The sequence below is a fragment of the Nocardiopsis sp. CA-288880 genome (assembly GCF_050955985.1).
GTDB classification, from domain to species: domain Bacteria; phylum Actinomycetota; class Actinomycetes; order Streptosporangiales; family Streptosporangiaceae; genus Nocardiopsis; species Nocardiopsis tropica.
Window position 1 is genome coordinate 5,448,867 of record NZ_CP192105.1, and the last position, 26,112, is coordinate 5,474,978.

Annotated in this window: 26 protein-coding genes and 1 tRNA gene; 12 read left to right on the forward strand and 15 right to left on the reverse strand. The window is 72.9% G+C overall.

What is annotated here, in order from left to right; translation table 11 throughout:
* The first annotated feature begins 134 nt into the window (after positions 1-134).
* From ACQPYD_RS23575 to rox, 3 genes are all read left to right on the forward strand, one after another.
* Positions 135-1,124 (forward strand): DUF5937 family protein, encoded by a 990-nt coding sequence (locus ACQPYD_RS23575; protein ID WP_433697743.1) that lies wholly within the window; start codon positions 135-137, stop codon positions 1,122-1,124.
* A gap of 283 nt (positions 1,125-1,407) precedes the next feature.
* Positions 1,408-2,238 carry an NAD(P)H-binding protein gene (locus ACQPYD_RS23580; protein ID WP_433697744.1) on the forward strand — a complete coding sequence of 277 codons (831 nt, stop codon included), beginning with the start codon at positions 1,408-1,410 and terminating at the stop codon, positions 2,236-2,238.
* Positions 2,239-2,650: 412 nt separating this feature from the next.
* Positions 2,651-4,090 (forward strand): rifampin monooxygenase, encoded by a 1,440-nt coding sequence (gene rox, locus ACQPYD_RS23585; protein WP_433697745.1) that lies wholly within the window; start codon positions 2,651-2,653, stop codon positions 4,088-4,090.
* Positions 4,091-4,236: 146 nt separating this feature from the next.
* On the opposite strand, the gene ACQPYD_RS23590 is transcribed toward rox, so the two are convergent.
* The 3 genes from ACQPYD_RS23590 to ACQPYD_RS23600 form a co-directional block, all read right to left on the reverse strand.
* Positions 4,237-4,515, reverse strand: coding sequence for a (4Fe-4S)-binding protein (locus tag ACQPYD_RS23590; protein WP_330158616.1), 279 nt, complete (start codon positions 4,513-4,515; stop codon positions 4,237-4,239).
* Positions 4,508-4,816, reverse strand: coding sequence for a GNAT family N-acetyltransferase (locus ACQPYD_RS23595; RefSeq protein ID WP_433697746.1), 309 nt, complete (start codon positions 4,814-4,816; stop codon positions 4,508-4,510). The genes ACQPYD_RS23590 and ACQPYD_RS23595 overlap by 8 nt, the downstream gene beginning before the upstream one ends.
* A 155-nt stretch (positions 4,817-4,971) precedes the next feature.
* Positions 4,972-5,628, reverse strand: a complete 657-nt coding sequence (locus ACQPYD_RS23600) for a hydrolase (RefSeq protein ID WP_433697747.1) — start codon at positions 5,626-5,628, stop codon at positions 4,972-4,974.
* 536 nt (positions 5,629-6,164) lie between these two features.
* Here ACQPYD_RS23600 and ACQPYD_RS23605 point away from each other — a divergent pair.
* From ACQPYD_RS23605 to ACQPYD_RS23625, 5 genes are all read left to right on the forward strand, one after another.
* Positions 6,165-7,112 carry a DUF5996 family protein gene (locus tag ACQPYD_RS23605; protein WP_433697748.1) on the forward strand — a complete coding sequence of 316 codons (948 nt, stop codon included), beginning with the start codon at positions 6,165-6,167 and terminating at the stop codon, positions 7,110-7,112.
* Between the two features lie 332 nt (positions 7,113-7,444).
* Entirely contained in the window at positions 7,445-7,912 is a 468-nt protein-coding gene (locus ACQPYD_RS23610; RefSeq protein ID WP_433697749.1) for a MarR family winged helix-turn-helix transcriptional regulator, read from the forward strand.
* A gap of 327 nt (positions 7,913-8,239) precedes the next feature.
* On the forward strand, positions 8,240-9,343 hold the full coding sequence (locus ACQPYD_RS23615; RefSeq protein WP_433697750.1) for an LLM class flavin-dependent oxidoreductase: 1,104 nt from the start codon (positions 8,240-8,242) through the stop codon (positions 9,341-9,343).
* Positions 9,344-9,513: 170 nt separating this feature from the next.
* A complete protein-coding gene (locus ACQPYD_RS23620) occupies positions 9,514-9,912 on the forward strand; it encodes a GNAT family N-acetyltransferase (protein ID WP_433697751.1) in 399 nt (132 codons plus the stop codon).
* On the forward strand, positions 9,909-10,367 hold the full coding sequence (locus ACQPYD_RS23625) for a carboxymuconolactone decarboxylase family protein (protein WP_433697752.1): 459 nt from the start codon (positions 9,909-9,911) through the stop codon (positions 10,365-10,367). The genes ACQPYD_RS23620 and ACQPYD_RS23625 overlap by 4 nt, the downstream gene beginning before the upstream one ends.
* Positions 10,368-10,598: 231 nt before the next feature.
* On the opposite strand, the gene ACQPYD_RS23630 is transcribed toward ACQPYD_RS23625, so the two are convergent.
* Positions 10,599-10,672: transfer RNA gene (locus ACQPYD_RS23630), tRNA-Pro, on the reverse strand.
* A 179-nt stretch (positions 10,673-10,851) separates the two neighbouring features.
* Between ACQPYD_RS23630 and ACQPYD_RS23635 the strand changes: the two genes are divergently transcribed.
* Together ACQPYD_RS23635 and ACQPYD_RS23640 are read left to right on the forward strand one after the other, a co-directional pair.
* On the forward strand, positions 10,852-11,775 hold the full coding sequence (locus ACQPYD_RS23635; protein WP_433697753.1) for a helix-turn-helix domain-containing protein: 924 nt from the start codon (positions 10,852-10,854) through the stop codon (positions 11,773-11,775).
* An 89-nt stretch (positions 11,776-11,864) separates the two neighbouring features.
* Positions 11,865-12,404: a dihydrofolate reductase family protein gene (locus tag ACQPYD_RS23640; protein WP_433697754.1), complete on the forward strand. Its 540-nt coding sequence runs from the start codon at positions 11,865-11,867 to the stop codon at positions 12,402-12,404.
* 54 nt (positions 12,405-12,458) lie between these two features.
* Here the strand turns inward: ACQPYD_RS23640 and ACQPYD_RS23645 are convergent, their stop codons facing one another.
* Positions 12,459-12,998, reverse strand: a complete 540-nt coding sequence (locus ACQPYD_RS23645; RefSeq protein ID WP_433697755.1) for a helix-turn-helix transcriptional regulator — start codon at positions 12,996-12,998, stop codon at positions 12,459-12,461.
* Positions 12,999-13,131: 133 nt separating this feature from the next.
* Between ACQPYD_RS23645 and ACQPYD_RS23650 the strand changes: the two genes are divergently transcribed.
* Entirely contained in the window at positions 13,132-14,268 is a 1,137-nt protein-coding gene (locus tag ACQPYD_RS23650; RefSeq protein ID WP_433697756.1) for a serine hydrolase domain-containing protein, read from the forward strand.
* 108 nt (positions 14,269-14,376) lie between these two features.
* Here the strand turns inward: ACQPYD_RS23650 and ACQPYD_RS23655 are convergent, their stop codons facing one another.
* Positions 14,377-14,874, reverse strand: coding sequence for a DUF523 domain-containing protein (locus ACQPYD_RS23655; protein WP_433697757.1), 498 nt, complete (start codon positions 14,872-14,874; stop codon positions 14,377-14,379).
* A 137-nt stretch (positions 14,875-15,011) separates the two neighbouring features.
* On the opposite strand from ACQPYD_RS23655, the gene ACQPYD_RS23660 reads away from it, so the two are divergent.
* Positions 15,012-16,466, forward strand: coding sequence for an MFS transporter (locus ACQPYD_RS23660; RefSeq protein ID WP_433697758.1), 1,455 nt, complete (start codon positions 15,012-15,014; stop codon positions 16,464-16,466).
* A 134-nt stretch (positions 16,467-16,600) separates the two neighbouring features.
* Here ACQPYD_RS23660 and der read toward each other — a convergent pair whose 3' ends face one another.
* The 9 genes from der to ACQPYD_RS23705 all read right to left on the reverse strand — a co-directional run bounded on the left by der (position 16,601) and on the right by ACQPYD_RS23705 (position 26,072).
* Complete coding sequence (gene der / locus ACQPYD_RS23665) at positions 16,601-18,037, reverse strand: ribosome biogenesis GTPase Der (RefSeq protein ID WP_433697759.1); 1,437 nt, start codon at positions 18,035-18,037, stop codon at positions 16,601-16,603.
* A gap of 241 nt (positions 18,038-18,278) precedes the next feature.
* Positions 18,279-18,974 carry a (d)CMP kinase gene (cmk, locus tag ACQPYD_RS23670; RefSeq protein ID WP_344180170.1) on the reverse strand — a complete coding sequence of 232 codons (696 nt, stop codon included), beginning with the start codon at positions 18,972-18,974 and terminating at the stop codon, positions 18,279-18,281.
* Positions 18,975-19,175: 201 nt separating this feature from the next.
* Positions 19,176-20,396, reverse strand: a complete 1,221-nt coding sequence (locus ACQPYD_RS23675; protein WP_433697760.1) for a prephenate dehydrogenase — start codon at positions 20,394-20,396, stop codon at positions 19,176-19,178.
* Positions 20,397-20,464: 68 nt separating this feature from the next.
* A complete protein-coding gene (gene aroH, locus ACQPYD_RS23680; protein WP_330158635.1) occupies positions 20,465-20,827 on the reverse strand; it encodes a chorismate mutase in 363 nt (120 codons plus the stop codon).
* A 120-nt stretch (positions 20,828-20,947) separates the two neighbouring features.
* Positions 20,948-23,182 (reverse strand): pseudouridine synthase, encoded by a 2,235-nt coding sequence (locus ACQPYD_RS23685; protein WP_433697761.1) that lies wholly within the window; start codon positions 23,180-23,182, stop codon positions 20,948-20,950.
* On the reverse strand, positions 23,169-23,759 hold the full coding sequence (gene scpB, locus ACQPYD_RS23690; protein ID WP_267945729.1) for an SMC-Scp complex subunit ScpB: 591 nt from the start codon (positions 23,757-23,759) through the stop codon (positions 23,169-23,171). Before scpB ends, ACQPYD_RS23685 begins: the two co-directional genes overlap by 14 nt.
* Entirely contained in the window at positions 23,756-24,601 is an 846-nt protein-coding gene (locus tag ACQPYD_RS23695; RefSeq protein ID WP_433697762.1) for a segregation and condensation protein A, read from the reverse strand. Before ACQPYD_RS23695 ends, scpB begins: the two co-directional genes overlap by 4 nt.
* Before the next feature lie 131 nt (positions 24,602-24,732).
* A complete protein-coding gene (locus ACQPYD_RS23700; RefSeq protein WP_402908417.1) occupies positions 24,733-25,116 on the reverse strand; it encodes a hypothetical protein in 384 nt (127 codons plus the stop codon).
* Positions 25,113-26,072 carry a ParA family protein gene (locus ACQPYD_RS23705; protein WP_267945732.1) on the reverse strand — a complete coding sequence of 320 codons (960 nt, stop codon included), beginning with the start codon at positions 26,070-26,072 and terminating at the stop codon, positions 25,113-25,115. The genes ACQPYD_RS23700 and ACQPYD_RS23705 overlap by 4 nt, the downstream gene beginning before the upstream one ends.
* Between the last annotated feature and the right edge of the window lie 40 nt (positions 26,073-26,112).

A 26,112-nucleotide genomic window follows, 5' to 3' on the forward strand; every position in this document is an offset into this window, starting at 1 on the left:
CCGCACCTCGACGGGGCCGGCGGTGGCGGGGTCGTAGTGGTACAGCATCGCGAACTGCACGTTTCCTCCTGGGGGGGCTTGTCCCGATGCCTCCACTCTGGCGCGTCGGCCCCGTGCGCCTCTACTCTTTCGATATGGGTCGAAACCTGGTCCGGTTCCGGATCGGCGCCACGGACATCTCCTCCATCCGTTTCGGCATCTCCCCCGGCCACGAGCTGTGCCACGCGGTCCGCGTGCTCCAGAACCCGCCGGACCACCCCCTCCAGTGGGGCTGGCTCCGCTCGGTGCGCTCGGCCATGCCCCGGGGGGCCTTCGGGGTGCTGCGGACGGTGATCGGCCCGGAGGGCTACTTCCCCGACTTCCTCACCTCGACGCCGACGTGGGACATGGCCCCGGCCGACGAGGCCGAACGCCTGCGCCGGGTGCCCGCCGAGTCCGTCCGGGCGGACCTCACCAAGGTGCTCGCCCGGTCGGAGGGATTGCGCCACCGGGTCATCGCCGACATGTTCGCCCATCCGGAGCGGACCCGGGCCCAGGTGGCGGATGCCTGGGAGGAGGTCTGGGAGGCCGCGCTGGCCCCGCACTGGCCCCAGATCCGACGGCTCATCAGCGCCGACATCGACCTGCGCGTGCGCCGCGTGGGCGTGGACGGGGTAGCCGCGATGGTCGGCTCGCTCCACGGCTCCGTCGCGTGGCACCGCGATGCCATCGAGATCGAGATGCGCAAGCACAGCGAGGAGGTCGACTGCGAGGGCAGCGGGGTGGTGCTCGTGCCCTCCGTGATGAGCACGCCCCGCTGCTCCGTGCTCACCGAGCCGCCCGCGCAGCCGACGCTGTTCTACCCCGTGCTCGGGCTCTCCGCGTCGTGGACGCAGGAGCGCTCGGCGGTCGAGGAGTCCCTGGTGGAACTGCTCGGTTCGGGCCGAGCCCGTGCCCTGCTGTCCCTGGACGGCCCCCGGTCGACATCGGAGGTCGCCGACGCGTGTGCGACAGCCGTGTCCACGGCGTCGCACCACCTGACGATCCTGAGGAAGGCCCAGCTGGTCCACAGCCGGCGCGACGGGACGCGGATGCTGCACGCCCGCACCCCGCTGGGCGAGGCCCTCCTCGGAGCGGGCGCCTGACCCCCCGGGCGCGCCGTACCGATCCGCCCTCCTCCGCCGGAATCGCGGTGTCGGATCCTGTGTTGTCATGCGTGCCGCCGAGCGCCCCCGCCCCCGGAACCCGGTGGCGCCCGACCGGAAGCACCATGTCCGCCCCCGGGCGAACGCCCGGCCCGCTCACCGGTCCCGGCACGGAGCCGGTCTCCGGCCCGGTCAGCGCGGCCGGGAGGCGCCACGCACCGAGAAGAACCCCCGCAGGCCCCGCGGCCCTCCCCGGGGGAGGGCCCACCCCCAGGAGGAACAGATGATTCTCGTCACGGGCTCCACCGGCAGCATCGGCCGACACCTCGTCCGCATGCTCGCGGGCGAGGGCGCCCCCTTCCGGGCCCTGGTCCGCGACGAGGAGAGGGGGCGGCGCCTGGGCTGCGACTTCGTGGTCGGCGACTTCGACGATCCCGACTCGATGGCGAGAGCGATGGAGGGAGTCGACCGGCTCCTGCTCAACAGCGGCGGCGCGCTTCCCGTCGCCGGTCCGCAGCCGATGGTCCGCCAGCAGGTGGATGCCGTGGACGCGGCCCGGCGTGCCGGGGTGGCCCGGGTCGTGAAGGTGTCGGCCTGGCGGCCGCTGCCCGGTTCGAAGCTGTCGGTACGGGCCCACTGGGAGATCGAGCAGCACCTCGCCGCCTCCGTCCCGGGCTGGTCCCTGCTGCGGCCCACGGGCTTCATGCAGAACTTCTTCACCGGGGAGGGCGGCTTCGCCGCCGGCGGCGCGGTGTCCGGCCCCTACGGCGGGGGCAGGGTGGCCTACGTCGACGCCTACGACGTCGCCGCGTGCGCCGCGGCCCTGCTGACGGGTCCGGCCGTGGGGAACGCGGCCTACGACATCACAGGCCCCGAGGCGCTGACGCACGAGGAGATCGCCGCGAAGCTCGGCGTCCCGTTCCACGACCAGACCCCCCGGGAGGCGGGAGCCGCGCTGCGGTCCCAGGGGCTGCCGGACTGGTTCGTGGACGATCTCCTGTGGCTCTACGCGGACATGGGCTCGGGCACGATGTCCGAGGTGACCACGGTGGTGCGTGACCTGACCGGCCGCGATCCCCGGTCCTTCGACGAGTTCCTGGCCGCGCGGGCCTAGCCGCGCCCCCGGTCGCGCACCTCTGCCTCCAGGGCGGTACCGGCGATGGCTACAGGGTCCCCGAAGGAGACAGGGGGCTTGGAGGAGGGAGCCCACGCGATAGGAGGAGAGCTCCGCGTCACCGGCTCGGGAGAGGGTCGCCCGTCCGTGTCGGACCGGCGAGGGAAGGAAAAATCCGTCCTTCCACTCTCAACGTATAGCGCACCCGGGGGCTTGCGGCAAGACCCGGGTCGTGCCCCAGAATCATCGCTCGTGGCCGGAACACACGGTTCCGGGAACCACGTCACGCGTGTGCCGTCGCAGGTCGGGCGGGGCTCGCGCGGACGCCGTACCGGCGGGGAAGGCGGTCGGTCGCGGGCACCCCCAGGAGGTGCGGGCGGCCGGGACGCCATGACGAGGGACAGGGGCATTCATGATCGACGTGATCGTGGTCGGCGGCGGGCCGACCGGCCTGATGCTGGCCGGCGAGCTGCGGCTGCACGGCGTTGACACGCTCGTGCTGGAGAAGCTGACCGAGCCGACGGGGCACTCCCGCGGGCAGGGCCTGCACGCGCGCAGCGTCGAGGTGATGGACCAGCGCGGTCTGCTGGACCGGTTCCTCGCGGTCAGCGAGAAGTTCCGGGTCGGCGGTCTCTTCGGGGGCGTCACCAAGCCGTGGCCGGAGCTGTTGGACACGGCCCACCCGTACGGTCTCGCCACCCCGCAGCCGGTCACCGAGCGGCTGCTGGAGGAGCGCGCCCTCGAACTGGGCACGCGGATCCGGCGCGGCTGCGAGGTGGTCGGCCTGGACCAGGACGAGGACGGGGTGGACGTCGAGCTGGCGGACGGCACCCGCCTGCGCTCGCGCTACCTCGTGGGGTGCGACGGCGGGCGCAGCGCGGTGCGCAAGCTGGCCGGGATCGGCTTCCCCGGCGAGCCCGCCAAGGTCGAGACGCTGCTGGGCGCCATGGAGGTGACCGCGGATCCGGAAGTGATCGCCGCCGCCGTCGCGAAGGTCCACAGGACCCAGCTGCGGTTCGGCCTCGCCCCCGCCGCCGAGGAGGGCGAGGGGGTGCACCGCGTCATCGTGCCCGCCGACGGGGTGGCCGAGGACCGCGCGGCCGAACCGACCCTCGACGAGTTCAGGCAGCGGCTGCGGGCCTTCGCGGGCACCGACTTCGGCGTGCACTCGCCGCGCTGGCTCTCCCGCTTCGGCGACGCCACCCGGCAGGCCGAGCGCTACCGGGCGGGCCGGGTGCTGGTGGCCGGGGACGCGGCGCACATCCACCCGCCCACCGGCGGGCAGGGGCTCAACCTGGGTGTGCAGGACGCGTTCAACCTCGGCTGGAAACTGGCCGCCTCGGTCGGGGGCCGGGCGCCGGAGGGACTGCTGGACAGCTACCACGAGGAGAGGCACCCGGTCGGCGCCCGCGTGCTGGACAACACCCGCGCGCAGATCACGATGCTGGGCGCGGACCCGGGTGCGGCGGCGCTGCGGGGGCTGTTCTCGCGGCTGATGGACTTCGAGGAGGTCAACAGGTACGTGACCGGCATGATCACCGCGGTCGACGTCCGCTACGACTTCGGCGAGGGGCACGAGCTGCTCGGCAGTCGGATGCGCGACGTGGAGCTGGGCCGGGGCGGCCGCCTCTACGAGCTGATGCACGGGGGCCGGGGACTGCTCCTGGACCGGACCGGGCGCCTCTCCGTCCGGGGCTGGGCCGACCGCGTCGATCACGTCGAGGACACCGGCGGGGAACCGGACGTGCCCGCCGTGCTGCTGAGGCCGGACGGGCACGTGGCGTGGGTCGGCGAGGACCAGCAGGAGCTGGCCGGCCCGCTGTCGAGGTGGTTCGGCGCCGCCGCGGTCTGAGCCGGCGGCCACCGCCCGGCAACGGCCGGAGGGGCCCGTCCTCGGACGGGCCCCTCCGGGGCCGGCCGCCTCTCCGTCGGGACGGCGGGATGCGGACCCGCGCGCCTCGGCCGCCGGTCGAGCCGCGCGTGGTCTGCGCGGGTCGTTCAGGGCCCCGTTCCGCCGTCGGCGAGTCGGTACCGCAGCGCACCCGAAGGGCAGCGCCGCACCACTTCGACCAGCCGATCGGCGGTGGCGCCGTCCGGCCGTATCCACGGGCGCCGAGCCGTGTCGAACACCTCGGGCAGTCCCCGGACGCATTCGGCCGCGTGCCGGCAGCGCCCGGCCTCGAAGGTGACCGTGACCGACCGCCCCTCGTACGTCTTCTTCCCGGATCCGCCGTTCGTACCGGCCTCCGTAGCCGCCGTCTCCGCCCGTTCAGTCACTGACCCTGCTCCGGGACTGGTACAGCAGGTCCTGGTACTCGGGATGACGGGCGATCCAGCCCGCGAAGAAGGGGCAGGTCGCGAGCACCCGCAGGTTCGCGGACCGCGCCTCGTCGAGGGCGGTGCGGGCCAGCGCGGACCCGACCCCCCTCCCCTCGTGCTCCGGCGCGACCTCGGTGTGCACGAACGCGACGAGTTCCGCCGTGCGGATGTACCCCGCGATGCCCGCGACCCCGGGTTCTCCGTCGACGCGTGCCTCATAGCGCTTGGCCTCGGGCGCATCGCTCACTTCGACTGCCATACGGCCTCCTCCTCGATCGGTCGGCCGGGCGTCACGCCGACCCCATAAAGATGATGCATCAACATATTCACACGGCACACCGGCAGTACCGCCGCCCCCGCGGCTCCGAACACCCGCCCTGCCCCATCCGGACCGGGGCCCGTTCCGCGGTCGTGTCAGACGCCGCTTCTGGAACGGCTGGCCAGCAGCTGCGTCTCCCACGCGAAGGCGACGCCGGTGGCGCCGGCGTGCTGCGTCTGGACCTCGGTCATGCCCTGCACGGTCTCCTCGCGGGCCCAGTCGCGCTGCCACTCCCCCGCCACGGCCAGCCAGGTGATCGGCACCACGCCGGCCTGGACCATGCGCCGCACGGCCATGTCGTGGGCCTCCGCCGAGATGCCGCCCGACGCGTCGGTGACGACGAAGACCTCGAACCCCTCGCCCGCCGCCTGGATCGCCGGCATGGCGACACAGATCTCCGTCCAGAGACCGGCGATGACCAGCTTCTTCCTGCCGGTCGCCTTGACGGCGTCGACGACTCGCTCGTCCTGCCAGGTGTTGATGAACGTACGGTCGATCGGCTTCTGCTCCGGGAACACGTCCTGGAGCGCCTGGAGGAGGAAGCCGCCGCGCTCCTCCAGCACCGTCGTGAGAACGGTCGGAACGTCGAACACCTTGGCGGCCTTGGCGAGACCGACGACGTTGTTCACGACCATCGACGGCTCGTGGCTGTTCAGGTTGGCGAACTGGAACGGCTGGTGGTCGATCAGGACGACGACGCTCTCCTCGGGCGTCAGCAGTGCCTGAAGTCCGTTCTTGGCTTCGGTGCTCACAGGGGGGTTCCTCTCAGGGTTCTCGTGTGCTGGGGGCTCGGCAGGGAGACCGTCGGGCGCCACGGGCACACGCGTCCGCACCGGCGCCCCGACGACCGGACCGGCCGACGACACGCGACATCGGTCGGCACGGCTCCGCGAACCGGCGCGACCTCCGCACGGGGGCCGCGCCCGGGACGCCACATCTCCACCAATTGGGTGATGCGTCACCTAAATTAGCAGCATTAGATGATGTGTCAACCAAGTGCGGATCGGGCGGCGCCATCGCCCACCGGGGCGCAGATCACCGCCCAGCAAGTTGATCAATCACCTACCGTTCCGATGATGTATCAACTACCATCGGGTGCCTCGCGCCCCCTGGGGCGCGAGGCACCGCTCACGCGGACGCCGTCGGCCGTCGTGAGGGTGTGGCAGGGACCGACAGGACCACGGCCCGCTCCGCTCCCGAGGAGACGAGGGGGTCGGGGCGCCCGTCCGCAGACCACGATCACGACCGCCTCCGCCCTCCGGCGGCACGGCGAAGGAAGCGAGAACCGATGACCAGCCCGTCGAAGACGAACTGGCCGAGCCTGCGGGTCTCGGACTGGACCCCCACACGCGACACCCTGCACATGTGGACCCAGATCGTGGGCAAGATCCGCATGGCCCATGCTCCGCTGATCAACCACTGGTGGCAGGTGACCCTCTACGTCAGCCCGCGCGGGTTGACGACCTCGGCCATCCCGTACCGCACGGGGGCCTTCGAGATCGAGTTCGACCTCGTCGGCCACCGGCTCGAGGTCCGCAGCAGCAACGGCGGCTCGCAGAGCCTCCCACTGCGGCCGATGCCGGTCGCCGAGTTCTACGCCCGGGTCCTGGACATGCTCGACCGGCTCGGGATCGAGGCGCCGATCCGGCCGCGCCCCAACGAGGTCGAGCCGGCGATCCCCTTCGCCGAGGACCACGAGCACGCCTCCTACGACGGCGAGGCGGCCACCCTGTTCTGGCGTCAGCTGCTGCAGGCGAACCGGGTGATCGGCGAGTTCCGGTCACACTTCGTCGGCAAGGTCAGCCCGGTGCACTTCTTCTGGGGGGCGATGGACCTCGCCTGCACCCGCTTCTCGGGACGGTCGGCCCCGCCCCACCCGGGCGGAGCGCCCAACTGCGGGGACTGGGTCATGGTCGAGGGCTACTCCCGGGAGCTGTCCAGCTGCGGGTTCTGGCCCGGCGGCGGCGAGGAAGGCGCCTTCTACTCCTACGCCTACCCCGGACCCGAAGGGTTCGCCGATCAGCCGGTCGGCCCCGAAGGCGCGTACTTCAGCACCGAGTTCCAGCAGTTCCTGCTGCCGTACGAGGTCGCCCGCGCCGCGCCCGACCCCGACCGCGCGGTCGCCGAGTTCCTCCGCACCACCTACGAGGCCGCCGCGGACCTCGGGCACTGGGACCGCCCCGCGCTGGAGGACGACCCCCTCCGCTGGCAGGGAACCCCTGCGCCCCGGGGCTGACGACGGTTCCCGGCCGGGCCGGGACGGACCGCCGCCCCCGCCGACGGGCCTCGCCCGCGTTCCCGGAAGTCCGTGCGCGGGCGGCCCGGAGAACGGCCACACGCATCGCTTCGCGGCGCCGCCCCGGGAGGAGGGGCGGCACCTGCCGTCCGCGGGGAGACGGCGAACAGGGTGCGCCGTCGACCGGCGGCAGGATCACCGCGGGCCCCGAGCCGGGGCGGCCCCGAACCCCAGCGTCCGGGGCACGACGCGCACCGGCCGGGCAAGGGGCCGCACCTCCGTCGTTCCAGCTCAGGTGGATGAGATGTCAACTTCTTCGTTACACTGCGCTCATGAACGAGACGCCACGCTGGCTGGAGGCGGAGGAGAAGGCCGCTTGGGACAGCTTCATCCACATGCAGGAGACGCTCATCGGACGGCTGTCCCGTCTCCTCCAGGCCGATTCCGGGATGTCCGCCTCCGACTACATCGTGCTCGTCAACCTCACCGAGAGGAGTGACGGGAAGTTGCGCCTCCTGGAGCTGGCCAACCTCGTGAACTGGGAGAAGAGCCGGATGTCCCACCAGGTCAGGCGGATGGTCAAGCGCGGGCTCGTGGCCAGGGAGGAATGCCCCGACGACGCCCGCGGAGCATTCGTCGTCGCCACGCCGGCCGGCCACAAGGCGATCGAGGACGCCGCGCCCCTGCACGTCGAGCACGTGCGCCGCCTGTTCATCGACGCCCTGACCCCGAACCAGCTCAGCACGTTCGCCCGGCTCTCCCAGCGCGTCTCGGACCACATGGAGAAACAGCCGGACTGAGCGGGCGGCGCGGAGCCCCGGGAGGCCGGCCCCGCCCCCGCGGAGAGCCGCTCCCCCCGAAGCGCCCGGCGGGGCGGGGATCGACCGGCCCGGCCGCGCCGCCCCGCACCGCCTCGGCGGTCCTCGATGCCGACAGGACCGCACCGGGCTCGCACCGAGCCGGGTTCCTTCGGAAGCGAACGCATTCTTTGTTGATTGATCAACTTAATTTTCGAGTATCGTAGTTGATCCATCAACCAAATGACGACGATGTCGCGGCGGAGCGGCCACACCCGGCACCGCGTTCGCCACGGCAGTCGACACAGCGACCACACGGAGGTGGATGCGATGCAGTTCGGGATCTTCACCGTCGGTGACGTGACACAGGACCCCGCCACCGGCCGGACACCGACCGAGCACGAGCGGATCAAGGCGATGGTCACCATCGCGCAGAAGGCCGAGGAGGTCGGGATGGACGTGTTCGCGACCGGCGAGCACCACAACCCGCCGTTCGTGCCCTCCTCCCCGACCACCATGCTCGGCTGGATCGCGGCGCGCACCGAGCGGATCGTCCTGTCCACGGCCACCACCCTGATCACCACCAACGACCCGGTGAAGATCGCGGAGGACTACGCCATGCTCCAGCACCTGGCCGACGGACGCGTGGACCTGATGCTGGGCCGCGGCAACACCGGCCCCGTCTACCCGTGGTTCGGCAAGGACATCCGCCAGGGCATCGACCTCGCCGTCGAGAACTACGCCCTCCTGCACAAGCTCTGGCGCGAGGACGTCGTCGACTGGGAAGGCCGCTTCCGCACCCCGCTGCAGTCCTTCACCTCCACGCCCCGCCCTCTCGACGGCGTTCCCCCCTTCGTCTGGCACGGCTCCATCCGCTCACCGGAGATAGCCGAACAGGCGGCCTACTACGGGGACGGCTTCTTCGCCAACAACATCTTCTGGCCCAGGAAGCACTTCCAGAAGCTGATCGGCCTCTACCGCAGGCGCTACGCCCACTACGGCCACGGCACCCCCGAACAGGCCGTCGTCGGCGTCGGCGGCCACGTCTTCATGCGGCCCAGCTCCCAGGACGCCGTACGGGAGTTCCGTCCCTACTTCGACCGCTCCCCCCAGATGGGCGGCGGACCGTCACTGGAGCAGTACATGGACGAGACCCCGCTGACCGTCGGCAGCCCCCAGCAGGTCATCGACAAGACCCTCACCTTCCGCGAGAGCTTCGGCGACTACCAGCGCCAGCTGTTCAACGTCGACGGTGTCGGGGTCCCCCTGAAGACCGTGCTGGAGCAGCTCGACATCCTCGGCGAGGAGGTCGTGCCGGTCCTGAGGGAGGAGTTCGCCAAGAACCGGCCGGAACACGTGCCCGGGGCGCCCACGCACGCCTCACTGCTCGCCGCTCGCGACGCCGAGGAGGCCTCCGCGGCGGCGGCGGACTGAGGCGCGATGACGGACTCGCGCGGCAGGTTCCCGCTCCGGGCGGCAGGAGCCCGCCGCCCCGCGCCCGGCCCGCGGACGGGCCGCCCGACCGGTGCCCGCCCCGCCCGGGCCGGGGCGCCACCGTGTCCGCCACCGACCGACCCGAACACCATCCCCACAGAGAGGTCGCCATGAGCGAGCCACAGACCGACAGGACCGGCGCCGTCGTACACGTCGCGCTGGACGAGACACGCGCCGTCAGCGCCTACACCGTGCGTCTGGACGACGGCACCCTCGCCGGACGCGCGGACTTCGTCGACCCGCCCGGGGTACCCGGCGAGCGCGTCTTCTTCCACACCGAGGTCGCACCGGAGTTCGGCGGCCGGGGCCTGGCCGGGCTGCTGGTCGGTGAGGCACTGGCCGACAGCATCCGCAGGAACCTCACCGTCGTCCCCGTGTGCCCGCTCTTCGCCGGGCACCTGCGCAAGCACGGCGACGAGTACACGGCCCGAGGCGGACGGGTCCGCCGACCGAGGCCGGCCGACCTCGCCCTGGTCGAGGAGACGGTCAAGGGCAGGGGTGACGCATGAGCGCGGAGCGCCCCTACATCGACAAGGAGCACCCCGAGGTCTACGGGGCGATGGTCAAGGCGGCCGCGGCGTCCCGGTCCGCGGCACGAGAGGCGGGTCTGGGCGACGACACCCTCGAGCTGATCAACACCCGGGTGTCCCAGATCAACGGATGTCCGACCTGCCTGGGCATCCACTCCTCCAAGGCGCGCAAGGCAGGAGTGGCGCAGGGCACCCTGGACGTGCTGCCGGCCTGGCGCGAGGTCGCGGCGTTCACCGATGAGCAGAGGGCCGCGCTGGAGCTGGCGGAGTCCTTGACGGTGATCGATCCGACGATCGACCGACAGGCCCTCAACGCTCGTGCGGCGGCCCACCTGACCACCGCCCAGATCTCCGCGGTGGAGTGGACGACCACCCTCATCAACGCGTTCAACCGCATCTCGATCGCCAGCGGCCACCCGGTGCTCGGACAGTAGGAGGAGGCGGTTCCACCGCCGTGGCGGTCCACGGCCCGGCCGGGGCGGCGCCACGGCGGTGGGAGACGGACCTCTCCCGCCGCCTACCGGGAGAACCACGGGCGTCCGCCGTCCCCCGCGACGCGGGCCGACGACCCGCACCGCCCCGGTCCAGCGCCGCCCCGACCCCACCGGGAACGCGGAGAAGGGCCCGCCTCGCGGCGGACCCTTCTCCGACCTGCTACTTCTCTGTCGGGACGGCGGGATTTGAACCCACGACCCCTTGACCCCCAGTCAAGTGCGCTACCAAACTGCGCTACGTCCCGGCCGCTGGGCGGGCGCCGTCTCCGGCCCCGCCGACGGAGAAGACTCTACCGCATCCGCCGGGACGTCCGCACCACGATTCGCCCCGCCCCGGCGCCCGCGCGGCCGGACCCGCCGCCGCGCGCGAGGGAGGGCAAGTTCGGTCAGGCGAACCCGGCGACGCCCGGAACATACTGGTCACATGACCGAGTCCACCTCCGGACGGGACCGTCTCCGGGAACTGCTCGACGCCGTCCTGGACGAGGAGAACCCCCGCCTCACCGACATGGCGGGGCACGCGTTCGCCTCCCCGTTCCACTTCACACGCCGCATGACCCGCGACACCGGGGAGGCCCCGGTCGCCCTCCGCCGCAGGGTCCTCCTGGAGCGCGCGGCCTGGCAGATCGGCCAGGGGAGCTCCGTGACCGACGCCGCGTTCGCCGCGGGCTACCAGTCCGTCGAGGGCTTCATCCGCGCCTTCGGGCGCGCGTACGGGCACCCTCCCGGGGCCACCACACCGGGGAGCACCACGTGGCTGCCCGCTCCGAACGGCATCCACTTCCACCCGCCGATCCACCTGTGGATCGAGGAGAACCCGAAGAAGGACACCGGCATGGACGTCCTCGCCCTCCAGATCCACCACGACGTCGACGACACCGCCCACCTGCTCCGCCTCGCCGCGCCGCTCCCCGCGGAGGTCTACCGGGAGGTGCGCGCCCCCGGGAGCACGGTGCTGGCGTGGGACGGCCCCGAGGAGTCGATCGCGGCCGTCCTCGAACACCTGGTGCGGGCCAAGGAGATGTGGCTCGCCTCGATCGAGGGCGCCGACCAGCCCGAACGGGGGGCGGACGATCCCGCGGCGCTCCTCGAACGGCACGAGGACGCGGCGGCGCGGTGGATCGCGGCCGTCAACGACATCGGCCGCCGGGGCGCCTGGGGCGACCGCCTGGTGGACGCCCTGTGCGATCCGCCGGAGAGCTTCGTCATCGGCAGCGTCGTCGCCCACGTCCTCACCTTCTCCGCGCACCGCAGGCAGCTCGTCCGGCAGATGCTGCGCTCCGCGGGCGTGGAGGTGGACCACGGCGACCCCATCGAGTGGCTCCAGGGCCGGCACCACGACCGGTAGGCCCGGAGCGCGGGCGAGCACACACCGCCGGGGCACAGGGACCGGCACGACGGCCGCCGCACCGGGCGGCGGCACCACGGAGGAAGAACATGACCAGGACGATCTACAACACCGCGACCAGCCTCGACGGGTTCATCGCCACCGACGACCACTCCCTGGAGTGGCTGTTCGCCGCGGACCCGGGGGAGGCGAACAACGAGCACGCCGACTTCATGAAGAACGTGGGGGCGCTGGTCTCGGGCGCCCACACCTACGAGTGGATCCTGCGCCACGAGGGGGGCGAGGCCTGGCCCTACGCCATCCCCTCCTGGGTGCTCACCCACCGCGACCTGCCCCGCGTCGAGGGCGACCTGCGCTTCGCGAGCGCCGACAGCGACCAGGAGCTGCGGGACCTGCACGCGGAGATGGTCGGGGCCGCCGGCGGACGCGACGTGTGGGTGGTCGGCGGGGGCGGGATCGCCGGGCGGTTCGCCGAACTCGGGCTGCTCGACGAGGTGGTCGTGTCCATCGCGCCCGTCACCCTGGGGTCGGGGGCACCGCTCCTGGCCGGCCGGGTCGACCTCAGGGTCGTGGAGGTCCACCGCGCCGGGGACTTCGCCTGCGCCCGGTACGAGGTCGTCCGACCCTAGCCCGGCCTCCCGGGGCGTCCTCGCGGCCCTGTCCGCGCGGACGCCCCGCCGGCCTCAGCGGTCCGACCGCTCCTGCCGGTCGGCGTGGGCGCGGAACCAGTCGAGCATGAACCGCTGCGAGGCGATGCCGTAGTCGAGCGCCGCGCGCTGGTGGGCGACGATGTCGCGGTGCTCCTCGGCGACGTCCGTCGCGTCGAGGCCCCTGTCGAGGTCGGAGAGGGCGGCGAGGTCGGTCTCGATGCGCGCCGTGACGCGGCGCAGGACCAGCGCGCGTTCGTCCGGCTCCAGCAGTCCGAGGAAGAAGAGCCTGGACAGCGCCGCGGTCTCCAGGTCGGATCCGGTCGGGTCCCCCGTCATCCAGGCGCGGAACTCCTCGCGGCCCGCGCCGGTCACGCGGTACACCTTGCGGCCCCGGCCCCCGGGTTCGACGCTGGCGACCTCGATGGCCCCCCGGGCGAGCAGGGAGTCGAGCGCGCGCCTGATGCTGCCGGAGCTGGCGCTGTAGAAGAGCGCGACGCCGGCCTCGAACCCCTTGATGAGGTCGTAGAAGCTCTGCGGGGCGATCAGGAGCAGTCCGAGGATCACGTGGGCCATGGGGCGAGTGTAGACCCGTTGACTCTCATAGACATGTCTAATAGACATATAGAGACCATCGTCCCCTCCCCCTCCCCCGGCCCCGGACGCCGAAGGCACGGCGACAGGCCGCCCCGGCACACCAGGAGCCCGCGTGACACCACCGCCCGCCACCACCCGCGCCCAGGACAACCGGGTGCCCCCCGGCGTCGACGACCGACTGACGCGCCTGCTGGAGAACCTCGTCGCGCGGCCCGGCATCCACCACGCCAACCTCGCCCTGGCGAGCGGCGACGGCGGGCTGCGCTGGTCCGCCGCCTCCGGGCCCGCCGACGACCGGCCGCCGCGCCCCGACACCCCCTTCTTCGTCGCGAGCGTCACCAAGCGCTTCATCGTCACCCTGGTGCTCCAGGCGCACGAGCGCGGCGAACTCGACCTCGCCGCGCCGATCGGCCGGTACCTGCCCCCGGAGGCGCTCACCGGGCTCCACGTCCTCCGGGGCACGGACCACACGTCCGCGATCACGGTCCGCCATCTGGCGAGCCACACGTCGGGGCTGCCCGACCACTTCGAGAGGCGCCGAGGCGGCCCGAGCCTGTACGAGCACCTCGGCCGGGGGCGGGACCTGGCCTGGACGTTCGAGGACACGGTGCGGACCACACGCGAACTGCAGCGCCCCCACTTCGCGCCGCAGGACCTCGACGCGCCCCGGCAGAAGGCCCGCTACTCCGACACCGGGTTCCAGCTGCTCATCCGCATCGTGGAGGCGGTGACCGGCCGGCCGTTCGCCGCCCTGCTGACCGAACGCGTCCTCGCCCCGCTCGGCCTGGCCCACACCTGGCTCCCGGGGCACCGTCCGCCGGACCCGGCGACCGCCGAGCCCTCGCCCCTCCACGCGGGACGGCGCCCCGTCCGGCTGGACTCGCTGATCGCCTCCTCCAACGACCTGTTCAGCACCACCGCGGACCTCCTCGCCTTCCAGAGGGCGCTGCTCGGCGGCGAACTCCTCGGGGAGGCCCGCTCCCTGGCGGCGCTCACGGAGCGGCGCAACCGGCTGCGCAACATCCCCGTCCTCCGGTACGGCCTGGGCACCATGTTCTTCACCGTGGGGCGGCTCGCGTCCCCGCTGGGCCGCCCCGTCACCCTCGTGGGCCACTCGGGGGCCACCGGGACGTGGCTCTTCCACTGCCCCGAACTGGACCTGCACCTGGCCGGCACCGTCGACCAGACCAGGGGGCGGGCCGTCCCCTTCCGGCTCATGGCGCGGTGCCTGGGAGCCTGGCGCGCATGAGGGCCGCCCCCGCCGGGCCGCGTCCCCCGTGCGCTCCGCCCGAGCGGCGCGGACCCCTCCACCGGACGGGGGCCTCCGGGGCCGGACCGGCCCCGGAGGCCCCGGCCCTCAGACCCGTTCGGCGGCGTCCAGGTACCCGGCCGCCTCGGCGACCTCGTCCTCGTTGAAGACCGCGACGCCGTGGTCCCTCAGCAGCTGGGCCGTCACCCCCGCGCCCGCCAGCTTGCGTCCGCCGAAGGTCCCGTCGTACACCTCGCGGGATCCGCAGGACGGGCTGGACTCCTTGAGGACCGCCACCTCCACCCCGTGCTCCCGGGCGGTGGCGAGGGCCGCGCGGGCGCCCCGCACGAAGTGCTCGGTCACGTCCGCGCCCTCGGGGGTGAGGATGCGCGCCCGCCCGGCGAGCACGTCGGCCGCCGTCGCGCCGGGCTCGATCTCCGCGGGCGGGCGGGGCACGGGCAGCCCGCCGGCGATCTCCGGGCAGTGCACCACGAGCCGCCCCTCCTCCCGCCAGCGCGCGACCCGGTCGTCCCCGATCGCCTTGGAACGCCCGTCGTAGCGCACCCTGCGCCCCATCAGACAGGCGCTGACCAGTACCTTGCGCATGGGCTCCCTCTCTCCGCTCTCCCCCGCGCTGCCACGCTACCCCGGCGGCGACACGGCCGAACCGCACGGGTTAATCACAAAAAGTGATTAACCTGGTGCTTTGGGTGACACTTGGGTGGACTCACCGAGGGGGAGACGTGAGCGAGTCACAGCCTCAGGGCCGAAAGGCCCTGGAGACGGACCACAGGACGACCCGGAAGGCGGTCACCGCCGCCGCGATCGGCAACGCGACCGAATGGTACGACTTCGGCGTCTACAGCTACCTGGCCGTCACCATCGGGCTGGTGTTCTACCCGTCGCAGTCCCAGGGCGTGCAGCTCATCGCCACCTTCACCACGTTCGCCGCAGCCTTCCTGGTCCGCCCCCTGGGCGGCCTGTTCTTCGGCCCCCTGGGCGACCGGATCGGCCGCAAGCGGGTCCTCGCCTTCACCATGCTGCTCATGGCCGTGAGCACCTTCTCCATCGGGCTCATCCCGTCGGCCGCCACGATCGGCATCGCCGCGCCGGTCCTGCTGCTGGTCGCCCGCATGCTCCAGGGCTTCTCCACCGGCGGCGAGTACGGCGGCGCCACCACCTTCATCGCCGAGTACGCGCCCGACCGGCGCCGCGGGTTCCTGTCCTCCTGGCTGGAGTTCGGCACGGTCAGCGGCTACGTCGGCGGCGCCGGCATCGTCACCCTGATGACCCTCGTGCTGGGGCCGGAGGGCATGCTCGCCTGGGGCTGGCGCCTCCCGTTCCTGCTCGCCCTCCCGCTGGGCGGCATCGGCCTCTACCTGCGGCTCAAGCTGGAGGAGACCCCGGTCTTCAACCAGAACACCGAAGGTTTCGCCAAGGACGCCGAGGGCGGGCGCCGCAAGGGCCAGCTCCGGGAGACGGTCGTCGGGCAGTGGCGGACCATCCTCCTGTGCATCGGACTCGTGATGGTCTTCAACGTCAACAACTACATGGTGACCGCGTACATGCCGACCTACCTGGAGGCCGAGCTCGGCTACAGCGCCGCGCTCGCACTGGTCATGACCCTGGCCGCCATGGTGCTGATGCTGGTCGGGGTCACCCAGTTCGGGCGCCTCAGCGACCGGGTGGGGCGCAGGCCCGTCCTCGCCTCCGGGAGCCTCCTCTCGATCGTGCTGGCCCTGCCCGCGTTCTGGCTGCTGCAACAGGCCGGCGTGTGGGCCGTCGCCCTGGGCATAGTCCTCCTGGCGGTGACCCTGGTGCACTTCTCCGGAGCCGCCCCCTCCACCCTGCCCGCGTTCTTCCCCACCAAGGTGCGCTACGGCGCCCTGGCGATCAGCTTCAACGTGTCGGTGGCGCTGTTCGGCGGCACCACGCCGCTGATCGCGGAGACGCTCGTGCAGTCCACCGGGAACCTCTACTCCCCGGCCTGGCTGCTGATGATCGCGGGCGTGGTGGGACTCGTGGTGGTGTGGCACATGGACGAGAGCGCGAACCGGCCGCTCCCGGGCGCGCCCCCCATGGAGGCCTCGGCCCGCACCGCGCGGGACGGCACCCGCCTGCCCTACCCGAGGCCGAGCGGGGAGTCGGGGAAGTTCGTCCCGCCGAGCAACGTGCGCCGGCTGCCCTCCGACTCCTGACCGTGCCCGGCCCGGCGGCGCGCCCGGGGACACCCCGGTACACGGCGAGGGGGAGCCTCTCCGGCGGAGAGGCTCCCCCTGTGCGTGCGGGCGCCCCGGCAGTCGCGGGCCCCGGACGGGCCGCGCGACACCGCTCAGCGGCGCCGGTGCTTGCGGTCCGGACGCACGCTGCCCTTGGAGGCACGGCCCGGCGTCGCGCCCTTCTTCTCACGGATGCGCATGCTGATGTGCACCGGGGAGCCGTCGAACCCGAAGTCCTCCCGCAGGCGCCGCTCGATGAAGCGGCGGTAGTTGTCCTCCAGGAACCCGGTGGTGAAGAGGACGAAGTGCGGCGGGCGCGAACCCGCCTGCGTCGCGAACAGGATCTTGGGCTGCTTGCCGCCGCGCACCGGAGGCGGGGTCGCGGCCACGAGGTCCTTGAGCCAGTTGTTCAGCTGACCGGTCGAGATGCGCTGGTTCCACCCCGCCAGGCTGGTCTCGATCGCCGGGACGAGCCGCTCCATGTGGCGGCCGGTCTTCGCCGAGACGTTGACGCGCGGCGCCCAGGAGACGCGCGCCAGCTGGCGGTCGATCTCCTTCTCCAGGTAGTTCCGGCGCTCCTCGTCGAGGATGTCCCACTTGTTGAACGCCAGGACCAGGCCGCGCCCGGCCTCCACGACCTGCTCCACGACCCGGATGTCCTGCTCGGCCAGCGGCTCGCTGACGTCCATCAGGACCACGGCGATCTCGGCCCGCTCCAGGGCGGTGCCCGTGCGCATGGTCGCGTAGTAGTCGGCGCCCTGCAGCGCCCGGAACCGGCGGCGGATGCCGGCGGTGTCGATGAACTTCCAGGTCTTGCCGCCGAGGTCGATCAGCTCGTCGACCGCGTCGCGGGTCGTGCCCGCCACGGAGTCCACGACGACCCGGTCCTCGCCGGCGAGGCGGTTGAGCAGGCTCGACTTGCCCACGTTGGGGCGTCCGAGCAGGGCGATGCGGGGAGGGCCGTCCTCGCCCTCGTCCTCGGTGTCGCCGACGAGCTGCTCGGGGAAGGCCTCCACGACGGCGTCCAGCAGGTCGCCGGTGCCGCGCCCGTGCAGGGCGCTGATCGGGTAGGGCTGGTCGACGCCCAGCTGCCACAGGGCGAGCGCGTCGGCCTCCTGCATGTTGCCGTCGACCTTGTTGGCGGCCAGGATCACGGGGCGCTTCGTGGCGCGCAGGACCCGGGTGACGGCCGCGTCGGCGTCGGTGACGCCCACGGTGGCGTCCACCACGAACAGGATGACGTCGGCGGTCTGCGCGGCGTACTCGGCCTGGCGCGCCACCATGGCGGCCAACCCGCTGACGCTGGTCTCCCAGCCGCCGGTGTCGACGAGCGTGAACTTGGTGTTCTGCCACTCGGCGTCGTAGGCCACCCGGTCACGGGTCACGCCCGGCACGTCCTCGACCACGGCCTCGCGTCGGCCGATGATGCGGTTGACCAGGCTGGACTTGCCCACGTTGGGGCGTCCCACCACGGCCACCACGGGGAGGGTCGCGGGTTCGGCGCCGTCCAACCCCTCGTGGCCGACGTCGGAGATGTCGAAGTCACTCATGTACTGCTCCCGGTTCTAGGTCCCCGCGCGCCCAGGATGCGTGCCGCGAGGATGCGAATGGTCGACCCGTCCCGGAGATTGCCGGGGCAGGCGTGTCCGCGCGGACGCCGACGGCGTCCGCGTACTGCCACGGGGGAGGAACCCCCGCGGATGTCCGTGTGTTCCCCCGAAGGGGTGTTCGTGACCGGTCCCACCGTGCCGCGGGTCCGCCCCGCGGCCCCGGAGCGGCCCGTCCGCCCCGCTAGCGGGCGCCGGCCTCGTCGGCCAGCTTGACGACAAGGGCGACCACCTCGTCCAGGGTCAGCCCGGTGGTGTCGAGCTCGGTGGCGTCGGCGGTCTGCGTCAGGGGCGAGTGGGTCCGGCTGGAGTCCAGCTTGTCGCGCCGGGCCAGGTCGGCCTGGGTGGCGGCGACGTCGCTGGTCCGGACCTCCTTGCTGCGCCGCTGGGCGCGGGCCTCCGGGCTCGCGGTCAGGAACAGCTTGACCGGGGCGTCGGGAGCGACCACGGTCGTGATGTCACGGCCCTCGACCACGATACCCGCACCGGCGGCACGGGCTGCCGCGATGACCTCGCGCTGCGTGCGCACCAGCAGCTCACGGGCCTCGGGCACGGCGGAGACCGCGCTGACGCTGCCCGTGACCTCCTTGCTCCGGATCTCGGCGGCCACGTCGCGGCCGTCGACGGAGACCGAGGGCGCGTTGGGGTCGGTGCCCATGGTGATGACGGGGCGCTCGACGGCGGCGGCCACCGCCGCGGCGTCCTCGACGTCCACGCCGTTGTCGAGCATCCACCAGGTCAGCGCGCGGTACATCGCGCCGGTGTCGAGGTACCGCAGGTCCCGCGCCTTGGCCACGCCCCTGGACGTGCTCGACTTGCCCGACCCGGAGGGGCCGTCGATCGCGATGACGATGCCCTCGGTGCTGTCCTGCGCGCTCACTGCCGTTGACTCCTGGTGACGTTCACTTGTGCCGACGCCCAAGCGTACCCGTGGCGGCGGCCTGCTCTTGACTGGAATCGGCGGGTTCGTACGGCCCCGACCGGCGCCGCCCGGGACCGGGGGCGCCCTCGCGGGCGGGCCGGGCCGGAAGGCCCGGCGGCCCCGCGCCCCGGGAAGGACGCTCCCGCCCCGGGAGGGGGCTCAGACGCCCGGGTGGACCGACCACCCGTCGGCCGTGAGCGCCCGCGCGAACGCGTCCACCGCCTCGGGCAGCACGTACAGCTGCGCCACGCCCAGCGGCAGGCCCGGGGTGTGCTCGATGCGCACGTCCTCGATGTTGACCCCCGCGTCCGCCGCGGCGGCGAAGAGGCGTCCCAGCGTGCCCGGCTCGTCGGGGATGACCACGGGCATCACCGTGTACTCGGGCAGCCGCACCGTGCCGTGCTTGCCGGGGATGCGGCCGTGTCCCGACCTGCCCCGCTCCAGGAGGTCGCGCACCGGGGCGAGGGCCTCCGCCGGGGCCGACCGGTTCGCCCCCGACGCGCCGGAGGCCGCCCCGGCCCGGGATGCCGCGCCCCCGGCCGCGCCGTCCGCCTCCCCCGACACCCCGCGCAGGGCGTCGGCGGTCGCGACGAGGTCGGCGGCCACCGCGTACAGCACCTCGGAGACCGGGGCCGCGTTGTGCGTGAGGATCTCCGTCCACATGGCGGGGTCGCCGCCCGCCACCCGGGTGACGTCCCGCACGCCCTGTCCCGCCAGGGAGAGGGCTGCGGTGTCGCCCGACACCAGGCGCGCGGCCACCGCCGACGAGGCCACGTGCGGGGCGTGCGAGACCAGCGCCACGGCGCGGTCGTGCGCCCCGGCGTCCAGCACCAGCGGATCGGCCCCGCACAGGCGGGCGAGCTCCGCCACCGCCGCGACGGTCTCCGGATCGGCCTTGCCCGTGGGGCACAGCGCCCACGAACGGCCCAGGAACAGGTCGGCGCGGGCGGCCCCGGGCCCCTGCTTCTCCCGGCCGCCCATCGGGTGCCCGGGAACGAACGTGGCCATGTCGCAGCCCAGCCGCTCGGCCTCGGCGAGCACGCTCGCCTTCACGCTCGCCACGTCCGTGTACACGTGGGCGAGCCCGCGGTCCTGGGCGCGGCGCAGCACCTGCGGGACGACGGCGGGCGGGGCGGCGACGACCGCCACGTCGGCGGGGGCCGCCGACGGGTCGGCGGTCTCGTCCAGGGGCCTGCCGGCGCCCAGGTCGCACGCCAGGCGCAGCGACGCGGGGTCCGGGTCCGTCAGGGTGACGTCGACGTCGCGGGCGCGCAGCGCCAGGGCTATCGACGTGCCGATCAGCCCCGCCCCGATCACCGTGACCCGGCGCACCGAGTCCCGGCGCCCCCCGTCCCCGACCGTGCCGCTGGTGTCGCCCACTGCTCCCCCGCCTCCGATGTGTGCTGGTCCCCCAAGCCTACGACCTGCCGGGGAAGCCGTTCCGCGCCCTACTGCGCGATGTCCAACCGCAGCGCCTGGGCGCCGCGCAGGTACACGTGCTGCAACTCGGCGCGCGGGCGGTCCGTCTCCACGTGCGCCATGAGGCGCACCACGCGCGGCAGGGCGTGCGGGACGGCGATCTCGGCCGCGCACATGAGCGGGACGTCGGTGAAGCCGATCTTGCGCGCCGCGAGCGCGGGGAACTCGCTCGTCAGATCGGGGGTCGCGGTGAACAGGACGCTGATCACGTCGTCGGTCTGCAGGGCGTTGCGCCTCATCACCTCGGAGACCAGTTCGACCGTGGCCTCCAGCACCTGATCGCGTTCGTCCGCGTCCACCTGCACCGCACCCCGGATGGCCCGTACCGCCACGTTCGATCCCGCCTTGTCGTCGTACTCGTCGTTCGCGTGCCGCCCCCGGAAGCGGGAGCGGCGGCCGCCGCCCGGGAGACCCGGGCCGACGACCGCCGTCAACTGTATCTACAGCCGCCCCTACAGACCGGCCGCGGAGTAGAGCTCACTGACCTCGCGAGAGGTCAGGGCCCGCATCGTGCCCAGCTTGAGGGTGTTGAGGTCGATCGGACCGACCTGGGTGCGCGCGAGGTCGGCGACCGGGTGGCCGACGGCCTCCATGAGGCGCCGCACGATGTGCTTGCGGCCCTCGTGCAGCCGGATCTCGACGAGCGCCTTGGGGGGCTCGTTCTCGACCACGCGGAAGGAGTCGACCTGGACAGGGCCGTCCTCCAGCTCGATGCCCTTCTGCACCTCGCGCACGACGCGGTGCGGGACCGGGCCCGGCACCTTCGCGATGTAGGTCTTGACGACCTTGTAGCGCGGGTGGGTGAGCCGGTTGGCGAGCTCGCCGTCGTTGGTCAGCAGGATGAGACCCTCGGTCTCGGTGTCCAGCCGGCCGACGTGGAAGATCCGCTCCTCGGTCTGACCGGTGTAGTCGGCCAGGGTGGGGCGGCCCTCCGGGTCCCACATGGTGCTGACGACGCCGCGCGGCTTGTTGAGCGCGAAGTACAGCTTGTCCGGGGCGGTCACGACGCGCATGCCGTCCACGCGGATCTCGGAGGCCTCGGGGTTGACCCGGGCTCCGAACCTGCGCACGACCTGCCCGTCCACGCTGACGCGTCCGGCGGCGATCATCTCCTCGCTCGCACGCCGGCTGGCGACGCCGGCCGCGGCGAGCGCCTTCTGGAGCCGGATGCCGCCCTCGACGTCGGTGTAGGTGTCGCGGCCCTCCTCGGCGCGGTCCTCGTCCTTGGGGTCGAAGTCGGCCCGCAGGGCGTTGAGGCGCTCGCGCGCCGCCTTCGACAGCTGGCTCTCGCTCTTGGGGCCGCCCGGCGTGCCCTCGCGCCCGCCCTGGGCGCGGCGCTCGTCGCGGGCCCGGCTCGCACGGTCCCCGTGGGAACGGCTCTCGCCGCGCCCCCGGTCGTCCCGTCCGCCGCGGTAACCGCCGCGGTCGCCCTGGTAACCGCCGGAGCGGCTGTCGTCGCGGCCGCCGCGGAACTCACGGCGCTCGCCCGAACCCTGACCGGCGGGACGGCTGTCCCGGTCACCCCGGAAGCCTCCACGGCTGTCGCGGTCGCCGCCGAACGAGCGGCGTCCGCCCGCACCCTGGCCGCCGCGGTCGTCGCGACCGCCGCCGGGTCCGCGGCCGCCGCGCTCGAAGCGCCCGCCGCCGCGCTGGTCGTCACGGCCGCGGTAGCCGCCGCGGTCGCCGCCGGAGCGGCTGTCGCGGTCACCGCCGAAGGAGCGGCGGTCCCCCGAACCCTGACCCGCGCGATCGTCCCGTCCGCCCCGGTAGCCGCTGCGGTCGCCCTGGTAACCGCCGGAGCGCTGGTCGTCACGGCCGCGGTAGCCGCCGCGGTCGCCGCCGGAGCGGCTGTCGCGGTCACCGCCGAAGGAGCGGCGCTCGCCCGAACCCTGACCCGCGCGGTCCTCGCGACCACCGCGGTAGCCGCCGCGGTCGCCCTGGTAGCCGCCGCGGCCGCGGTCGTCGCGGCCGCCGCCGAAGGAGCGGCGCTCGCCCGAACCCTGACCGGCGGGACGGCTGTCCCGGTCACCCCGGAAGCCTCCACGGCTGTCGCGGTCGCCACCGGAGGACCGGCCCTCGGCACGGTCGTCACGGCCGCGGTAGCCGCCGCGGTCGCCGCCGGAGCGGCTGTCGTCACGGGCGCCGCGGTAGCCGCCGCGGTCGCCCTGGTAGCCGCCGCGGCCGCGGTCGTCACGGCCGCCGCCGAAGGAGCGGCGCTCGCCCGAACCCTGACCGGCACGGTCCTCGCGCCCGCCGCGGAAACCGCCCCGGTCGCCTACGCGGCTGTCGCGGTCACCGCCGAAGGAGCGGCGCTCGCCCGAGCCCTGGCCGCCGCGGTAACCGCCGCGGTCGCCCTGGTGGCCGCCGGAGCGGCTGTCGTCGCGGCCGCCGCGGTAGCCGCCGGAGCGGCTGTCGCGGTCGCCACCGAAGGAGCGGCCCTCGCCGCGGCCCCGGTCGCCTCCGCGGTCGTCACGGCCCCGGTAGCCACCGCGGTCGCCGCCGGAGCGGCTGTCGCGGTCGCCGTAGGGGCGCCGGTCGTCGCGGCCCCGCGGGCCGCGCTCGTCACGCTGACCGCCTCGGGGGCGGTCGTCGCGGCGGCCGTGGCCACCGCGGTTGTCGTAGTCGCCGCGCTCACCGCGCGGGGCGTCGTCCCGCGCACCGCGGGAACTTTCATTAGGTGTGCTCACCGGTGTCGTCTAGACCTTCGATGTCGTCGGGGAGGAACGGCGCCAGATCAGGCAGCTCGTCGAGGCCTCGCAGGCCCAACCGTTCCAGGAAATAGGAGGTGGTCCGATACAGCTGCGCACCGGACTCTGCGTCGTGTCCGGCCTCTTCGATCAGGCCCCTCAGTACGAGGGTACGCATAACTCCGTCACAGTTGACACCGCGTACTGCGGAGACCCTGCCACGGGAGACCGGCTGCCGGTAGGCCACCACCGCCATCGTCTCCAGTGCGGCCTGCGTGAGCCGCACCTCCTGCCCCTCCCGGAGGAAGTGCTCGACGACGTCGGCGCATTCGGGGCGCGTGTACACACGCCACCCGTCGGCCACCGCCCTCAGGTCGAAACCCCGCCCCTGCTCGGTGTATTCCCGGGAGAGGTCCTCCAGTGCCGCGGAGACGACCGTGACGGGGACGTCCAACGCCTTCGCCAGTTCGTACTCCGACACGGGCTGGTCGACCACCATGAGCACGGCCTCCAGGTCGCGCCGAAGGGTGGGCGGGGCCTCGGCCCCGCCCACCCCGATCGTGTCCTCGCAGGTCATTTCCGCTCCTCCCCCGGTTCCACCGCGTCCGTCCCGTCGTACTCGCTCTCCAGCTCGACCTCGCCCTCACCGCCGGTCCAGGTGACCAGCAGCTCCCCCAGGGGCTCGGGCTGGTCGAAGCCCACACTGGACGCCCGGTACAGCTCCAGCAGGGCCAGGAACCGGGCGATGACCTCGAAGGTACCGGTGCAGGCCGCCGTGAGCTCGGCGAACGTCAGCCGGCCGTGCTCGCGCAGTTCGGCGACCATCAGCTCGCCCTGCTCCTTGACGGAGGTCTTGGTCTGGTGGATGTGGGTGACGGGCACGCTCGGCGCTTCCCGGGGCGTGAACACCAGTCCCGCCAGTGCCGCGAACTCCTGCGGGCCCAGCCGGAAGATCACCTCGGGCCTGAGCCCCGCGAACTGCTCCTCCAGGGGGACGGCGCGCGCGTAGCGGCGCCCCTGGGAGGCCAGCCGGTCGCGCATGAACGAGGCGACCTCCTTGTACGCCCGGTACTGGAGCAGCCGGGCGAACAGCAGGTCGCGGGCCTCCAGCAGGGCCAGGTCGGCCTCGTCCTCGACGTCGCCGCGCGGCAGCAGGCGGGCCGCCTTCAGGTCCAGGAGCGTCGCCGCGACCAGCAGGAAGTTGCTGGCCTGGTCCAGGTCCCAGTCGTCGCCGAACGTGCGGATGTGCGCGATGAACTCGTCGGTGACCTTCGACAGGGACACCTCGGTGATGTCCAGCTTGTGCTTGGAGATCAGCCCCAGGAGCAGGTCGAAGGGCCCCTCGAAGTTCTCCAGGTGCACCTGGAAGGCGTTCTCGTCCACCTCGGAGGCGGCCGCCCGGCTCCGCTCAGCGGCCATGGCCGCGACCCCGCGTCGTCTCACTCATGCGAACAAGGGTGTCACCGGCCGGACCCCACCGGTGACACCCGCACCCTTTCCGTCGTCGAACCGGCACCCCCTCCGGCGCCGGTACGCTCCCAGGCCGCCGCTCAGCCCTCGGTCAGACGGCGTACCAGCATGCTGGCCTGGCCGTTCTCCTCGAAGTCGGCCAACAGCACCGCGACGGCCTCACGGACCAGGCGGCCCCTGTCGGCCGACAGTCCGTGCTCCGCCCTCAGCGAGAGCCGGGTCTGCTCCAGGGCCAGCAGCTCGGGCCCGGAGATGTAGACGGTGATCTTCTCGTCGTGGCGCTGCCGTCCACTCGGCTTGGGAGCTCCGAGCACCTTGGTGCCGGACGCACCCCCCGACGTGCGACGCGGCGTCTCGTTCCTTCTGCCCTGCTCCGGTGCCGTGTGCTGGCGTTCGGTCTCTTCCGGCACCTCCTCGGTGCCGCTGGGACGGAAGAACAGCTCGTCCGCCCCGGGTAGGGTCACGCGCCGTGACCGCTGAGAGGCCACCTCGCCAGCACCTCCTTGGCCAGGTCCCGATAGGCGTTGGCCCCGGCCGAGGTCGAGTCGAACCTGGTGATGGGCTCGCCCGCCACGGTGGCGTCCGGGAAGCGCACGGTGCGGTTGATGACCGTGCCGTAGACCTTGTCGCCGAACCCGTCGATGATCGTGGACAGCACCTCGCGCGCGTGGAGCGTGCGCGGGTCGTACATGGTGCCCAGGAACCCGTCGATGACGAGGTCCTCGTTGAGCCGCTCCTGGACCTTCTGGATCGTGTCCATGAGCAGCGCCACACCGCGCAGCGCGAAGAACTCGCACTCCAGCGGCACGATGACGCCGTCCGCCGCGGTGAGGGCGTTGACGGTGAGCAGCCCCAGCGAGGGCTGGCAGTCGATCAGCACGACGTCGTAGTCGTTGATCACCGGGCGCAGCGCGCGGCCGAGCATCTGCTCGCGCGCCACCTCGCCCACCAGCTGCACCTCGGCCGCCGACAGGTCGATGTTGCTCGGGATCAGGTCCAGTCCGTCGACGTCCGTCTTGAGCAGGACGTCCTCGACCGTCACGTCCCGCTGCATGAGCAGGTTGTAGACGGTCAGGTCCAGCTCGCGCGGGTCGAGCCGGCCCAGTCCGACCGACAGGGCCCCCTGCGGGTCGAAGTCGACCAGGAGGACCCGTCTGCCGTACTCGGCGATGGCCGCACCGAGGTTGATGGTGGTGGTGGTCTTACCGACCCCGCCCTTTTGGTTACAGAGTGCTACAATCCGTGCCGGGCCGTGTTCGTCCAGCGGCTCTGGCTCCGGATACTTGCGTTCCGGTCTCTTGCTGTGCAGGTCGGCCCCCGTGTTGCGTGTCGTCCCCCAGGGGTTGGTCACCGGGTCGGCGAGTTCCCTCTCGCCGACGGGTGCGGTATGCGCAGCCACGTCGTCCTCCGCCCAGTTCACAACCCTTGACCTCCCCTACGGGCCGACCGGGCCCGAAGGT